The sequence below is a fragment of the Streptomyces humicola genome, from assembly GCF_024436035.1.
Lineage (GTDB): Bacteria > Actinomycetota > Actinomycetes > Streptomycetales > Streptomycetaceae > Streptantibioticus_B > Streptantibioticus_B humicola.
Genome location: NZ_JANFNG010000002.1, coordinates 550,558 through 565,614, shown reverse-complemented (window position 1 = coordinate 565,614; position 15,057 = coordinate 550,558). Strand labels below are relative to the sequence as shown.

Below are 15,057 nucleotides of genomic sequence, written 5' to 3'. Positions count from 1 at the left end.
CCCCCCCCCCCCCCCCCCACCCCCGGCGGTTTTACGTTTCTGCGTCTGAGGGCGTCAGCTCTCCTCGTGCTGGACCGCCCTGCGGGCGTCCGCGTCCAGCACACCCCAGCCGATCAGCTGCTCGGTGAGGACCGAGGGGGACTGGTCATAGATCACGGCGAGGGTGCGCAGGTCGTCCTGGCGGATCGAGAGCACCTTGCCGTTGTAGTCGCCGCGCTGGCTCTGGATGGTCGCGGCGTAGCGCTGCAGCGGGCCGGCCTTCTCGGACGGCACCTGGGAGAGTCGCTCCAGGTCGAGCACGAGCTTCGGCGGCGGCTCGGCGGCACCGCCGGGCGCCGTGCCCGGCAGGAGCTCCTGCACCGGAACGCCGTAGAAGTCCGCCAGCTCGGCGAGGCGCTGCACGGTCACTGCTCGGTCGCCACGCTCGTACGAGCCGACGACGACGGCCTTCCAGCGGCCCTGCGACTTCTCTTCCACACCGTGGAGTGAAAGACCCTGCTGCGTGCGGATGGCGCGGAGTTTGGCTCCGAGCTGTTTGGCGTAATCGCTGGACATAAGGCTCCCCGGATGGACGCTCCGTAACTCACTGTGAGGTTACGCAGCGTAATTCTGCTTCGTCAAGCCGAACGGTTCACCCTGCCCCTCAGCTGGGGATTCGCGGGCGGCCTGATACGGTAGGTGCCGTAACCCAGACGTCCTTTAAGGCCCGTCCCGTGAGGCGGGGAAGGAGGTCCCCGACCCATGGTCGAAGACCGTAGTACGGCCCCGGCGCGCGCAGTCCTCGAGGCGCCGGACATCGCGCGGGTGCTGACCCGCATCGCCCACGAGATCGTCGAACGCGCCAAGGGCGCCGACGACGTGGTGCTCCTCGGCATCCCCACCCGCGGCGTCTTCCTCGCCCGGCGGCTCGCCGACAAGCTCGACCAGATCACCGGCCGCAAGGTGCCCGTCGGCTCGCTCGACATCACCATGTACCGCGACGACCTCCGGCTCGGCCCTGCCCGCACGCTGGCCCGCACCGAGATCCCCGGCGACGGCATCGACGGGCGCCTGGTCGTCCTCGTCGACGACGTGCTCTTCTCCGGCCGCACCATCCGCGCCGCCCTCGACGCGATGAACGACATCGGCAGGCCGCGCGCCGTGCAGCTCGCCGTCCTCGTCGACCGGGGCCACCGGGAGCTCCCGATCCGTGCCGACTACGTCGGCAAGAACCTCCCCACCTCGCTGCGCGAGACCGTCAAGGTGCAGCTGGCCGAGAACGACGGCCGCGACTGCGTCCTGCTCGGCGGCCCGCACGCGTCACGGCACGAATAGACCAAACGCGTCCGGCACGGCCCGCCGCCCGCCTGTCACCGGCCACCACCCTCGGCGGAGGCGCTGCGCGCCGCAGTGACGATCCCGACGCCGGTGAGCACCTGCCGGACCCACCCCCCCCAGCAGGCCGCCGCATGCCGTCCCACCCCCGCTCTCGCCGCCACCTCGCACCTTCCCGGAGCAGACCCCGATGAAGCGCCATCTGATCTCGGCCGCAGACCTCACGCGCGACGACGCCCTACTCGTCCTCGACACCGCCGAGGAAATGGCCCGCGTCGCCGACCGGCCGATCAAGAAGCTGCCCACGTTGCGCGGCCGCACCGTCGTGAACCTCTTCTTCGAGGACTCGACCCGCACCCGCATCTCGTTCGAGGCCGCGGCCAAGCGGCTCTCCGCCGACGTCATCAACTTCTCCGCCAAGGGCTCGTCAGTCTCCAAGGGCGAGTCCCTCAAGGACACCGCGCTGACCCTGGAGGCGATGGGTGCCGACGCCGTCGTCATCCGGCATCACGCCTCCGGCGCCCCGCACCGCCTCGCCACCTCCGGCTGGATCAACGGCTCCGTCGTCAACGCCGGCGACGGCACGCACGAGCACCCCACCCAGGCACTGCTCGACGCCTTCACCATGCGCCGCCACCTCGCCGGAGCCCCGGACGGCGGCCCCACCCACCACCGCGGCCCGGGCGACGGAACCGGTCGCGACCTCGCCGGGCGTCGCATCACGATCGTCGGCGACGTGTTGCACAGCCGTGTCGCCCGCTCCAACGTCCTTCTGCTGAACACCCTGGGCGCCGAGGTCACCCTCGTCGCACCGCCGACGCTGCTGCCCATCGGCGTCGAGACCTGGCCGTGCGAGGTCTCCTACGGCCTCGACCCGGTGCTCGCCAAGACCGACGCTGTGATGATGCTGCGCGTCCAGAGCGAGCGGATGAACGCCGCGTTCTTCCCCACCGAGCGCGAGTACGCCCGCCGCTACGGTCTCGACGGCGCCCGCATGGCGGCGCTTCCCCCGCACGCGATCGTCATGCACCCCGGCCCGATGAACCGCGGCATGGAGATCACTGCCGAGGTCGCCGACTCCGGCCGCTGCACCGTCGTCGAACAGGTCGCCAACGGCGTCAGCGTCCGCATGGCCGTCCTGTACCTGCTGCTCGGCGGCAACGAGCCGGCCGTCACCACCACCCACTCGTCGCCCACCACCGCCCTCAACCGGGACGCTGCGCGCCGCAGTGACGATTTCGAGGAGAACGACAACCGATGACCAAGATCCTTATCCGCGGCGCGAAGGTGCTCGGCGGCGAGCAACAGGACGTGCTCATCGACGGCGAGACCGTCCGTGAGGTCGGTACGGGGCTGAACGCCGAGGGCGCCACCGTCGTCGAGGCCGAGGGCCGGATCCTCCTGCCCGGCCTCGTCGACCTCCACACCCACCTGCGCGAGCCCGGACGTGAGGACTCCGAGACCGTCCTGACCGGCACCCGCGCCGCCGCGGCCGGCGGCTACACCGCCGTGCACGCCATGGCCAACACCTTCCCCGTCGCCGACACCGCCGGCGTCGTCGAACAGGTCTGGCGGCTCGGCAAGGAGTCCGGCTACTGCGACGTCCAGCCGGTCGGCGCCGTCACCGTGGGCCTGGAGGGCAAGCAGCTCGCCGAACTCGGTGCGATGGCCGAGTCCGCCGCCGCCGTACGGGTCTTCTCCGACGACGGCAAGTGTGTCGACGACGCGGTGATCATGCGTCGCGCGCTGGAGTACGTGAAGGCGTTTGACGGAGTCGTCGCCCAGCACGCCCAGGAGCCACGCCTGACCGAGGGCGCCCAGATGAACGAGGGCCTCGTCTCCGGCGAGCTGGGCCTGTGCGGCTGGCCCGCCGTCGCCGAGGAGTCGATCATCGCCCGCGACCTGCTGCTCGCCGCCCACGTCGGATCGCGCGTGCACATCTGCCACCTGTCCACGGCAGGCTCGGTCGAGCTGGTGCGCTGGGCGAAGTCCAAAGGCTGGAATGTGACCGCCGAGGTCACGCCGCACCACCTGCTCCTCACCGACGAGCTGGTCCGCTCGTACAACCCGGTCTACAAGGTCAACCCGCCGCTGCGCACCGAGGCCGACGTCACGGCGCTGCGCGAGGCCCTGGCCGACGGCACCATCGACTGCGTGGCCACCGACCACGCCCCGCACCCGCACGAGGACAAGGACTGCGAGTGGGCCGCCGCGGCCATGGGCATGATCGGCCTGGAGACCGCGCTCTCCGTCGTGCAGCACACCATGGTTGACACCGGGCTCCTCGACTGGGCCGGCGTCGCCGACCGCATGTCGTTCCGCCCGGCGGTCATCGGACGGCTGCACGGTCACGGACGGCCCATTGCCGCGGGCGAGCCTGCGAACCTCACTCTCGTCGATCCGCAATACCGTGGTGTGGTGAACCCCGCCGGCTTCGCCTCCCGCAGCCGCAACACCCCCTACGAGGGTCTTGAGCTGCCGGGCCGGGTGACCGCCACCTTCCTGCGGGGCAAGGCGACGGTCATGGACGGGAAGCTCGCGTGAACCACACCACCACCACCTACTCGCTGCAGGCGATCGCCAAGCACTCGCAGAAGGTCACCGATCTCGGCGGCCGACTGTCGTGGGTCGCCGCATTCGCAGTCCTCATCGCCCTCGTCTACTGGCTGATGTGGCGCGCCTGGAAGAAGCGCGCCGCCCGCCACGCCGGCCTCCCCGCACTTCCGGCCGTCCCCGAGGAGCCGGGTGAGCCGCTCGCTGAGCTCTCCGGCCGCTATCACGCCAGCACGACGGCGGGGGACTGGCTCGACCGCATCGCTGCCCACGGGCTCGGCACCCGCAGCCTGGCGGAACTGACCCTCACTGAGCAGGGCGTGGTGGTGCACCGTCCGGCCGCCGATGAGTTCTTCATCCCCGCGGCCGCCCTGCGTGGAGCCCGGCTCGACAAGGGCATCGCCGGCAAGGTCGTCCCCGAGGGCGGACTGCTGGTGATCACCTGGCTCCACGGCGATCAGCTCATCGACTCCGGATTCCGCTCCGAGCACCCCGCCGAGCACGCGGCCTGGGTGGCCGCCCTCGAGCGGATGACCAGCACGTACCAGCAGGAAGGCGCACGATGACCACCTCTACGCGGCAACGCGGTCCCGCGGTTCTTGTTCTGGAGGACGGGCGTATCTTCCGCGGTCGTGCTTACGGGGCGGTGGGGGAGACGTTCGGTGAGGCGGTGTTCTCCACCGGGATGACTGGTTACCAGGAGACGCTGACCGATCCGTCGTACCACCGCCAGGTGGTGGTGATGACGGCCCCGCACGTGGGCAACACCGGTGTCAACGACGAGGACCCCGAGTCGAAGCGGATCTGGGTGTCCGGCTATGTCGTCCGGGACCCGGCCCGCATCCCGTCCAGCTGGCGTGCGCGCCGCAGCCTGGACGAGGAGCTGGCGCGTCAGGGCGTGGTGGGCATCAGCGGTATCGACACCCGGGCGCTCACCCGCCATTTGCGCGAGCGCGGCGCGATGCGGGTTGGCATCTTCTCGGGCGAGGCCGTCGCCGACGAGGCGGCGCTGCTGGCGAAGGTGCAGGCCTCGCCGCAGATGAAGGGCGCGAACCTCACCGATGAGGTGGCCACCACCGAGAGCTATGTTGTCCCGGCTGTCGGGGCCAGGCGGTTCACGGTGGCCGCGCTCGACCTCGGCATCAAGGCGATGACGCCGCAGCGGATGGCGGAGCGCGGTATCGAGGTGCATGTGATGCCGGCTGCCGCGACGGTGGAGGAGATCTACGCGGTCGGGCCCGATGGGGTGTTCCTGTCCAATGGTCCCGGTGACCCGGCCACCGCCGACCTGTCGGTGATCAAGGGGGTGCTGGAGCGGAGGACGCCGCTGTTCGGCATCTGCTTCGGTAACCAGTTGCTCGGGCGCGCGCTGGGCTTTGGCACCTACAAGCTGAAGTACGGCCATCGCGGGATCAACCAGCCGGTGCAGGACCGCACCACGGGCAAGGTCGAGGTGACGGCGCACAACCACGGTTTCGCCGTCGATGCGCCGCTCGACGGGCCGGCCGACACCCCGTACGGCCGTGCCGAGGTCTCTCACGTCTGTCTCAACGACAACGTGGTGGAGGGGCTGCGCCTGCTCGACCAGCCGGCTTTCAGCGTTCAGTACCACCCCGAGGCGGCCGCGGGTCCGCACGACGCCGCGTACCTGTTTGACCGCTTCGTGAGCTTGATGGAGGGCCAGCGTGCCTAAGCGCACCGACATCCAGTCCGTTCTGGTGATCGGCTCCGGTCCGATCGTCATCGGCCAGGCGGCCGAGTTCGACTACTCCGGCACCCAGGCCTGCCGGGTGCTGAAGTCCGAGGGCCTGAGGGTGGTCCTGGTCAACTCCAACCCGGCCACGATCATGACCGATCCGGAGATCGCGGACGCGACGTATGTCGAGCCGATCACCCCGGAGTTCGTCGAGAAGATCATTGCCAGGGAGCGCCCGGACGCGCTGCTGCCCACGCTCGGCGGCCAGACCGCGCTGAACACCGCGATTTCCCTGCACGAGAAGGGGGTGCTGGACAAGTTCGGTGTCGAGCTGATCGGCGCCTGTCCGGAGGCGATCCACAAAGGCGAGGACCGCGAGCAGTTCAAGGCTGTTGTCGACGCCGTCAACGCCAAGATCGGCCACGGCGAGTCGGCTCGCTCGGTGATCTGCCACTCGTTGGACGAGGTGCTCGCAGGGGTGGAGTATCTCGGCGGCTACCCGGTCGTCGTACGCCCGTCGTTCACCATGGGCGGCGCCGGCTCGGGCTTCGCTCACGACGAGGAGGAGTTGCGCCGCATCGCCGGGCAGGGGCTCACGCTCTCCCCGACCACCGAGGTGCTCCTGGAGGAGTCGATCCTCGGGTGGAAGGAGTACGAGCTGGAGCTGATGCGCGACAAGCACGACAACGTCGTGGTCGTCTGCTCGATTGAGAACTTCGACCCGATGGGCGTGCACACCGGTGACTCCATCACCGTCGCGCCGGCGATGACGCTCACCGACCGCGAGTACCAGGTCCTGCGGGACATCGGCATCGCCGTGATCCGCGAGGTCGGCGTCGACACCGGCGGCTGCAACATCCAGTTCGCCGTCAACCCCGTCGACGGGCGGGTCATCGTCATCGAGATGAACCCGCGCGTCTCGCGCTCCTCGGCGCTGGCGTCGAAGGCCACCGGCTTCCCGATCGCGAAGATCGCGGCGCGCCTGGCCGTGGGGTACACGCTGGACGAGATCCCCAACGACATCACCGAGAAGACCCCGGCGTCCTTCGAGCCGACGCTGGACTACGTGGTCGTCAAGGTGCCGCGGTTCGCGTTCGAGAAGTTCCCGGCCGCCGACGCCCGGCTCACCACCACCATGAAGTCGGTCGGCGAGGCGATGGCGATCGGCCGCAACTTCCCCGAGGCGCTGCAGAAGGCACTGCGGTCGGTGGAGAAGAAGGGCTCCCAGTTCGCGTTCACCGGTGAGCCCGGCGAGGTGGCCGGGCTGCTGGAGGCTGCGCGCGTGCCGACCGACGGGCGGATCAACACCGTCATGCAGGCGATCCGGGCCGGCGCCACGCCCGAGCAGGTCTTCGAGGCGACCCGCATCGACCCGTGGTTCATCGACCAGCTCTTCCTGATCAAGGAGATCGCCGACGAGATCGCCGCGGCCGGCAAGCTCCACCCCGAGCTGCTCGCCGAGGCGAAGCGGTACGGCTTCTGCGACGCGCAGATCGCCGGGATCCGCGGGCTGCGCGAGGAGGTCGTGCGAGAGGTGCGGCACGCGCTGGGAATCCGCCCGGTCTACAAGACCGTTGACACCTGCGCCGCCGAATTCGCCGCCCGCACCCCGTACTTCTACTCCTCCTACGACGAGGAGAGCGAGGTGGCGCCGCGCACCAAGCCCGCCGTGATCATCCTCGGCTCCGGGCCCAACCGCATCGGCCAGGGCATCGAGTTCGACTACTCCTGCGTCCACGCCTCCTTCGCCCTGTCCGAGGCCGGCTACGAGACCGTGATGGTCAACTGCAACCCGGAGACGGTCTCCACCGACTACGACACCTCCGACCGGCTCTACTTCGAGCCGCTCACGCTGGAGGACGTGCTGGAGATCGTGCACGCCGAGGAGCAGGCCGGCCCGGTCGCCGGTGTCATCGTCCAACTCGGCGGACAGACCCCGCTGGGCCTCGCCCAGGCGCTGAAGGACAACGGTGTGCCCGTCGTCGGCACCTCACCGGAGGCGATCCACCTCGCCGAGGACCGCGGCGCCTTCGGCCGTGTGCTCGCCGAGGCCGGACTGCCCGCGCCCAAGCACGGAACCGCGACCTCCTTCCCCGGTGCCAAGGCGATCGCCGACGAGATCGGCTACCCGGTGCTGGTACGCCCCTCCTACGTGCTCGGCGGCCGCGGCATGGAGATCGTCTACGACGAGGCGCGGCTCGCCGCGTACATCGAGGAGTCCACCGAGATCAGCCCTAACCGGCCGGTGCTCGTCGACCGGTTCCTCGACGACGCCATCGAGATCGACGTCGACGCGCTCTACGACGGCACCGAGCTCTACCTCGGCGGCGTCATGGAACACATCGAGGAAGCCGGCATCCACTCCGGCGACTCCGCATGCGCCCTGCCCCCGATCACCCTCGGCGGCTTCGACATCAAGCGGCTGCGCGCATCGACCGAGGCCATCGCCAAGGGCGTCGGGGTCCGCGGACTGATCAACATCCAGTTCGCGCTGGCCGGGGACATCCTCTACGTGCTGGAGGCCAACCCACGCGCCTCCCGCACCGTCCCGTTCACCTCCAAGGCCACCGCCGTACCGCTGGCCAAGGCCGCCGCCCGCATCTCGCTCGGTGCGACCATCGCGCAGCTACGCGCCGAGGGCCTACTCCCCAAGGCCGGCGACGGCGGCACGCTCCCGCTGGACGCGCCGATCTCCGTCAAGGAGGCCGTGCTGCCCTGGAGCCGCTTCCGGGACACCTCCGGACGCGGCGTGGACACCATCCTCGGCCCGGAGATGCGCTCCACCGGCGAGGTGATGGGCATCGACTCCGTCTTCGGCACCTCCTACGCCAAGTCGCAGGCAGCCGCCTACGGCGCGCTGCCCACCAAGGGCCGCGCCTTCATCTCCGTCGCCAACCGGGACAAACGCGCGATGATCTTCCCGGCCAGGGCGCTTGCCGAGCACGGCTTCGAACTGCTCGCCACCTCCGGCACCGCCGAGGTGCTCAAGCGCAACGGCATCGAGGCCACCGTCGTGCGCAAGCAGAGCGACGGGACCGGCCCCGACGGCGAGCCCACCATCGTCCAGCTCATCCACGACGGCCGGATCGACCTGATCGTCAACACCCCGTACGGCACCGGGGGACGCCTCGACGGCTACGACATCCGTACCGCGGCCGTCGCCCGCGGCGTTCCCTGCCTGACCACCGTCCAGGCGCTCGCCGCCGCCGTCCAGGGCATCGACGCCCTCGCGCACGGCGACGTCGGGGTGCGGTCCTTGCAGGAGCACGCGGCGCATCTGACCGCAGCCCGCGCTCAGTAGCGGCCGGAGGGGGACACCGAACGGTGTCCCCCTCCTCTTGCGGCATGCGGTCCGTCCTCCTCATCAGAAAGCATCTCGATGTACCACCTCTTCTTCCGGCTGGTCTTCCAGCGGATGGACCCCGAGCAGGCGCACCACCTGGCGTTCGGCTGGATCCGCCGCGTCGCGCGCGTACCCGGCCTGCGCGCCGTCGTCCGCGCGCTGCTCGCGCCCCGCCGGCCCGAGCTGCGGGTGAACGCACTCGGCCTCGAACACGCGGGACCGTTCGGGCTCGCGGCCGGATTCGACAAGAACGCGGTCGGGATCGACGGGATGGCGATGCTCGGCTTCGACCACGTCGAGATCGGCACCGTCACCGCCCAGCCGCAGCCCGGCAACCCCAAGAAGCGCCTCTTCCGGCTGGTGGAGGACCGTGCCCTGATCAACCGGATGGGCTTCAACAACGACGGCTCGGCCGACGTCGCCGCCCGGCTCGCGGCGCGCACCCCCGTCTTCACCCCTGTCGTCGGCGTCAACATCGGCAAGACCAAGGTCGTCCCCGAGGCGGAAGCCGTCGCCGACTACGTGACCTCCACCGAGCGGCTCGCCGCACACGCCGACTACCTCGTCGTCAACGTCTCCTCGCCCAACACGCCCGGCCTGCGCAACCTCCAGGCGGTCGACCAGCTGCGCCCGCTGCTCACCGCCGTCCGCGAGGCCGCCGACCGCACCGTCGGCGCCCGCCGCGTCCCGCTGCTGGTGAAGATCGCACCCGACCTCGCCGACGAGGACGTCGACGCCGTCGCCGACCTCGCCCTCGAACTGGGCCTCGACGGCATCATCGCCACCAACACCACCGTCGCCCGCGAGGAGTTGGGGCTGCGCACCGCCCGGGCCGCCGTCGAGGCCATCGGCGCCGGCGGCCTGTCCGGCGCCCCGCTCAAAGCGCGCTCGCTCGAGGTGCTGCGCCGCCTGTACGCACGCGTCGGCGGCCGGATCACTCTCATCGGCGTCGGCGGCATCGAGTCCGCGGACGACGCCTGGGAGCGCATCCTGGCCGGCGCATCCCTCGTCCAGGGGTACAGCGCCTTCATCTACCAGGGCCCCTTCTGGTGCCGGGCCGTGCACCGCGGCCTCGCCGCCCGCCTGAAGGAAAGCCCGTACGCCACCCTCGCCGACGCCGTCGGCGCCGCCGTCAGACAGGAGAGCACCTCGTGAGCCCCGAGCACCCCGAGCCCTTCGGCGCCCGGCTGCGCCGCGCCATGGACACCCGCGGCCCGCTCTGCGTCGGCATCGACCCGCACGCCTCCCTGCTGCAGGCCTGGGGCCTGGACGACGACCCGGCGGGCCTGGAGCGCTTCGCCCGTACGGTGGTCGACGCGCTCGCCGACCGCGTGGCGGTGCTCAAGCCCCAGTCGGCCTTCTTCGAGCGCTTCGGCTCGCGCGGCATCGCCGTGCTGGAGCGGGCGGTCGCCGATGCCCGGGCCGCCGGAGCGCTGGTCCTGATGGACGCCAAACGCGGCGACATCGGCTCCACCATGGCCGCATACGCCGCCGCCTACCTCGACCCGTCGAGCCCGCTGTTCAGCGACGCGGTCACGGTCAGCCCGTACCTGGGGTACGGATCGCTGCGCCCGGCCGTCGAGGCGGCCCGCGCGAGCGGCAGCGGGATCTTCGCCCTCGCCCTGACCTCCAACCCCGAGGGGGCAGAGGTCCAGCGGGCGGTGGGCGCGGACGGCAGGACCGTGGCCGAGACCGTCCTCGCCCACCTGAAGGCCGAGAATGCCGGTGAGGAGCCGCTCGGATCGTTCGGCGCAGTGGTCGGCGCCACGCTGGGCGGGACGATCGCCGAGGCGGGCATCGATCTGGAGACCGGCGGGCCGCTGCTCGCCCCCGGCGTGGGAGCGCAGGGCGCCACTCCGGCGGACCTGCCCAAGGTGTTCGGACCCAGCGTCGCCAACGTCGTACCGAGCGTGAGCCGCGGTGTGCTGCGTCATGGCCCGAATGCGGCCGCACTGCGCGCTGCGGCGGGGCGCCTGGCGGGCGAGATCGGCGCTGTCGTCGGCTCCTGAGACCGCTCTGAAGGGCCTCGAAAGCGGCAAACTCTGGTTGTTTTGTCCAAAAAATCCCGTCGGATCGAGTCTGACCAGGACTTTTCTCCTGTTATCGCTGACGGGAGGCGGTTCGACCGCTAGTCTCCGACGAGAGAACGCAGGAAGCGCGTTGCTCGTTGCTCTGCAGGTGCAGAGCAACTAGGTTCCACACCGGTCCGTATCCGACAGTTCTACATCCGAGGTGACGTAGGCGTGGCTCTTCCGCCCCTTACCCCTGAACAGCGCGCTGCCGCGCTCGAGAAGGCCGCCGCGGCTCGCCGGGAGCGCGCCGAGGTCAAGAATCGTCTCAAGCACTCCGGGGCCTCTCTGCACGAGGTCATCAAGCAGGGCCAGGAGAACGACGTCATCGGCAAGATGAAGGTCTCCGCACTGCTCGAGTCCCTCCCGGGCGTGGGCAAGGTCCGCGCCAAGCAGATCATGGAGCGTCTCGGCATCTCCGAGAGCCGCCGGGTGCGTGGTCTCGGCTCCAACCAGATCGCGTCTCTCGAACGCGAGTTCGGTGGCGGCGCGGCCTGACGTTTTCCGAATCGGCGGGGGAACCGGGATAATCGCTCCATGGCAGCACCTTCCCGGGGCGCTATCCCCGTACCACCGCACAAACGTCCGCGGCTGACCGTGCTCTCCGGCCCCTCAGGGGTCGGCAAGAGCACGGTCGTCGCTCATATGCGCACGGTCCACCCCGAGGTCTGGGTCTCGGTGTCGGTCACCACTCGCAAGCCCAGGCCGGGCGAGCGGGCCGGGGTGCAGTACCACTTCGTCGACGACGACGAGTTCGACAAGCTCATCGCCAACGGCGAGCTGCTGGAGTGGGCCGAGTTCGCGGGGCACCGTTACGGCACCCCGCGCCGGCCCGTACTCGAGCACCTGGACGCCGGCGAGCCGGTCCTGTTGGAGATCGATCTGCAGGGCGCTCGGCAGGTCCGCCAGTCCATGCCCGATGCCCAGCTGGTCTTTCTCGCCCCGCCCAGCTGGGACGAACTGGTCCGCAGGCTCACCGGCCGTGGCACGGAATCACCCGAGGTGATCGAACGGCGGCTCGAAGCGGCCCGGGTGGAGCTCGCGGCGGAGTCCGAGTTCGACGTCACCCTGGTCAATACCTCCGTCGAGGACGTGGCCCGTGAGCTGCTAGCCTTGATGCTGCATCCATCTGCGTAACGGAAGGCAGAGCGTGTCCTCCTCCATCACCACGCCCGAGGGCATCATCAACCCGCCGATCGACGAGCTGCTCGAGGCCACTGACTCGAAGTACAGCCTCGTGATCTACGCGGCCAAGCGGGCGCGCCAGATCAACGCCTACTACTCGCAGCTCGGCGAGGGCCTGCTGGAGTACGTGGGTCCGCTCGTGGACACGCACGTCCACGAGAAGCCGCTGTCGATCGCGCTGCGCGAGATCAACGCCGGCCTGCTGACCTCCGAGGCCGTCGAGACGGCCCAGTAAGGCCGGCAGTCGGCCGACAGCCAGGCAGGGCTTCATCTTCATCACGGGTCGTCCTGGGCGTCAGCGGCGGCATCGCTGCCTACAAGGCGTGCGAGCTGCTGCGCCGGCTCACCGAGTCGGGGCACGAGGTGCGGGTGGTCCCGACCGCGTCCGCGCTGCATTTCGTCGGCGAGGCCACATGGTCGGCGCTGTCCGGGAACCCCGTGTCCACCGCCGTGTGGGACGACGTGCACGAGGTCCCGCACGTTCGCATCGGCCAGGCCGCCGATCTCGTCGTCGTCGCACCCGCCACCGCGGACGTCCTCGCCAAGGCGGCCCACGGCCTCGCCGACGACCTGCTGACCAACACCCTGCTCACCGCACGGTGCCCGGTGGTCTTCGCGCCCGCCATGCACACCGAGATGTGGGAGCACCCGGCGACCCAGGAGAACGTCGCGACCCTGCGCCGCCGCGGCGCGGTCGTCATCGAGCCCGCCGTGGGACGCCTCACCGGCGTCGACACCGGCAAGGGGCGGCTTCCGGAGCCCGCCGAGATCTACGAGACCTGCCGGCGCGTGCTGGCCCGTGGGGCGGAGCGGGTGGCGGCCGATCTCGCCGGACGCCACGTCGTGGTCAGCGCCGGAGGCACCCGGGAGCCGCTGGACCCGGTCCGCTTCCTGGGGAACCGCTCCTCCGGCAAGCAGGGCTATGCCCTCGCCCGTACCGCGGTCGCACGCGGCGCACGCGTCACTCTGGTGGCCGCGAACACCGAACTGCCCGACCCGGCCGGCGCCGACGTCGTCCGCGTCACGACCGCGCATCAGATGCGCGAGGCCGTGCTGAAGGCGGCAGCCGACGCCGACGCCGTGGTGATGGCGGCGGCGGTCGCCGACTTCAGGCCCGCCCACTACGCCGAGGGCAAGATCAAGAAGAAGGACGGCGAGGAGCCCGCACCCCTCGAACTCGTCCGCAACCCCGACATCCTCGCCGAGCTGTCCGCCGACCGCCCGCACCCTGGCCAGGTGGTGGCCGGCTTCGCCGCGGAGACCGACGACGTCCTCGCCAACGGACGCGCCAAGCTCGCCCGCAAGGAGTGCGACCTGCTGGTGGTCAACGAGGTGGGGGAGCGCAAGGCTTTCGGCTCCGAGGAGAACGAAGCCGTGATCCTCGGCGCCGACGGCGAGGAGACTCCCGTCCCGTACGGCCCCAAGGAGGCCCTCGCCGACGTGGTGTGGGATCGCGTGGCACGAAGGCTCTGACGAGTTCGCCGGCCACGGCTTTGTGTCCCTTTCGGGCGGTGTCCCAGGTCACACTGGATCCAAGGTGCGAGACAATGTGCCCTTCCGGCGGCTTCGACCGATAAACTGGTCGTGGTCCGACGGGCGCAGCCCCGCATCGGGCCGACCTGTATGAGTCAGCAGCCGCTGCAACCCCAGGGAGCGATGTGTCCCGCCGCCTGTTCACCTCGGAGTCCGTGACCGAGGGTCATCCCGACAAGATCGCTGACCAGATCAGCGACACCATTCTCGACGCCCTGCTGAAGGAGGACCCCTCCTCGCGCGTGGCGGTCGAGACGTTGATCACGACCGGTCTGGTGCACGTGGCCGGAGAGGTCACCACCAAGGGATACGCGGACGTCGCGACCCTGGTCCGCAACACCGTTCTCGGCATCGGGTACGACTCCTCGAAGAAGGGCTTCGACGGCGCTTCCTGCGGTGTGTCGGTGTCGATCGGTGCGCAGTCGCCGGACATCGCGCAGGGTGTCGACAGCGCGTACGAGACCCGCGTGGAGGGCGCCGCCCGGAGGGACGACGCCGACGAGCTGGACAAGCAGGGCGCGGGTGACCAGGGCCTGATGTTCGGCTACGCGTGCGACGAGACGCCCGAGCTGATGCCCCTGCCGATCACGCTGGCGCACCGGCTGTCCAAGCGGCTGACCGAGGTGCGCAAGAACGGGACGATCCCGTATCTGCGGCCGGACGGCAAGACGCAGGTCACGATCGAGTACGACGGTGACAAGGCGGTGCGTCTGGACACCGTGGTCGTCTCCTCGCAGCACGCCTCCGACATCGACCTGGAGTCGCTGCTGGCGCCGGACATCCGCGAGTTCGTGGTCGAGCCGGAGCTGAAGGCGCTGCTGGACTCGGGGATCAAGCTGGACACCGACGGATACCGGCTGCTGGTCAACCCGACCGGGCGGTTCGAGATCGGCGGTCCGATGGGGGATGCGGGGCTCACCGGCCGGAAGATCATCATCGACACCTACGGCGGCATGGCCCGCCACGGAGGTGGCGCCTTCTCCGGCAAGGACCCGTCCAAGGTGGACCGCTCGGCGGCGTACGCGATGCGCTGGGTGGCCAAGAACGTGGTGGCCGCGGGCCTGGCCTCGCGCTGCGAGGTGCAGGTCGCCTACGCGATCGGCAAGGCCGAGCCGGTGGGTCTGTTCGTGGAGACCTTCGGCACCGCCAAGGTGGAAACGGAGAAGATCGAGCAGGCCGTCGCCCAGGTCTTCGACCTGCGCCCGGCCGCGATCATCCGCGACCTGGACCTGCTGCGCCCGATCTACGCCCAGACCGCCGCCTACGGTCACTTCGGCCGCGAGCTGCCCGACTTCACCTGGGAGCGCACCGACCGCGTCGATGCCCTGCGCGCCGCCGCCGGGCTGTAGCCGCTCTGCAGGCCG

Annotated in this window: 13 protein-coding genes and 1 pseudogene; 13 read left to right on the top strand and 1 reads right to left on the bottom strand. The window is 70.3% G+C overall.

Annotated elements, in window-relative coordinates; translation table 11 throughout:
• Positions 1-54: 54 nt before the first annotated feature.
• Positions 55-555 (bottom strand): transcriptional regulator BldD, encoded by a 501-nt coding sequence (gene bldD, locus NGB36_RS06035; RefSeq protein ID WP_255919003.1) that lies wholly within the window; start codon positions 553-555, stop codon positions 55-57.
• A 186-nt stretch (positions 556-741) separates the two neighbouring features.
• Between bldD and pyrR the strand changes: the two genes are divergently transcribed.
• From pyrR to metK, 13 genes and pseudogenes are all read left to right on the top strand, one after another.
• Positions 742-1,314 carry a bifunctional pyr operon transcriptional regulator/uracil phosphoribosyltransferase PyrR gene (gene pyrR / locus NGB36_RS06030; RefSeq protein ID WP_255919002.1) on the top strand — a complete coding sequence of 191 codons (573 nt, stop codon included), beginning with the start codon at positions 742-744 and terminating at the stop codon, positions 1,312-1,314.
• A gap of 190 nt (positions 1,315-1,504) precedes the next feature.
• Positions 1,505-2,575 carry an aspartate carbamoyltransferase catalytic subunit gene (locus NGB36_RS06025; RefSeq protein ID WP_255919001.1) on the top strand — a complete coding sequence of 357 codons (1,071 nt, stop codon included), beginning with the start codon at positions 1,505-1,507 and terminating at the stop codon, positions 2,573-2,575.
• On the top strand, positions 2,572-3,858 hold the full coding sequence (locus tag NGB36_RS06020) for a dihydroorotase (RefSeq protein ID WP_255919000.1): 1,287 nt from the start codon (positions 2,572-2,574) through the stop codon (positions 3,856-3,858). Before NGB36_RS06025 ends, NGB36_RS06020 begins: the two co-directional genes overlap by 4 nt.
• The gene (locus tag NGB36_RS06015) at positions 3,855-4,433 is read left to right on the top strand and encodes a PH-like domain-containing protein (RefSeq protein WP_255918999.1); all 579 of its coding nucleotides are present in this window, start codon (positions 3,855-3,857) and stop codon (positions 4,431-4,433) included. The genes NGB36_RS06020 and NGB36_RS06015 overlap by 4 nt, the downstream gene beginning before the upstream one ends.
• The gene (carA, locus tag NGB36_RS06010) at positions 4,430-5,560 is read left to right on the top strand and encodes a glutamine-hydrolyzing carbamoyl-phosphate synthase small subunit (RefSeq protein ID WP_255918998.1); all 1,131 of its coding nucleotides are present in this window, start codon (positions 4,430-4,432) and stop codon (positions 5,558-5,560) included. The genes NGB36_RS06015 and carA overlap by 4 nt, the downstream gene beginning before the upstream one ends.
• On the top strand, positions 5,553-8,864 hold the full coding sequence (gene carB, locus NGB36_RS06005) for a carbamoyl-phosphate synthase large subunit (protein WP_255918997.1): 3,312 nt from the start codon (positions 5,553-5,555) through the stop codon (positions 8,862-8,864). Before carA ends, carB begins: the two co-directional genes overlap by 8 nt.
• A gap of 78 nt (positions 8,865-8,942) precedes the next feature.
• Positions 8,943-10,061 carry a quinone-dependent dihydroorotate dehydrogenase gene (locus NGB36_RS06000; RefSeq protein ID WP_255918996.1) on the top strand — a complete coding sequence of 373 codons (1,119 nt, stop codon included), beginning with the start codon at positions 8,943-8,945 and terminating at the stop codon, positions 10,059-10,061.
• Complete coding sequence (pyrF, locus tag NGB36_RS05995; protein ID WP_255918995.1) at positions 10,058-10,915, top strand: orotidine-5'-phosphate decarboxylase; 858 nt, start codon at positions 10,058-10,060, stop codon at positions 10,913-10,915. The genes NGB36_RS06000 and pyrF overlap by 4 nt, the downstream gene beginning before the upstream one ends.
• Positions 10,916-11,149: 234 nt before the next feature.
• Positions 11,150-11,473, top strand: coding sequence for an integration host factor (locus NGB36_RS05990; RefSeq protein ID WP_005319887.1), 324 nt, complete (start codon positions 11,150-11,152; stop codon positions 11,471-11,473).
• A gap of 39 nt (positions 11,474-11,512) precedes the next feature.
• Positions 11,513-12,112, top strand: coding sequence for a guanylate kinase (gene gmk, locus NGB36_RS05985; RefSeq protein ID WP_255918994.1), 600 nt, complete (start codon positions 11,513-11,515; stop codon positions 12,110-12,112).
• A 13-nt stretch (positions 12,113-12,125) separates the two neighbouring features.
• The gene (rpoZ, locus tag NGB36_RS05980; RefSeq protein ID WP_255918993.1) at positions 12,126-12,395 is read left to right on the top strand and encodes a DNA-directed RNA polymerase subunit omega; all 270 of its coding nucleotides are present in this window, start codon (positions 12,126-12,128) and stop codon (positions 12,393-12,395) included.
• 32 nt (positions 12,396-12,427) lie between these two features.
• A pseudogene (gene coaBC, locus NGB36_RS05975) lies at positions 12,428-13,633 on the top strand (bifunctional phosphopantothenoylcysteine decarboxylase/phosphopantothenate--cysteine ligase CoaBC); the annotation flags it as partial.
• A gap of 185 nt (positions 13,634-13,818) precedes the next feature.
• The gene (gene metK, locus NGB36_RS05970) at positions 13,819-15,042 is read left to right on the top strand and encodes a methionine adenosyltransferase (RefSeq protein WP_255918992.1); all 1,224 of its coding nucleotides are present in this window, start codon (positions 13,819-13,821) and stop codon (positions 15,040-15,042) included.
• The last annotated feature ends 15 nt before the right edge of the window (positions 15,043-15,057 follow it).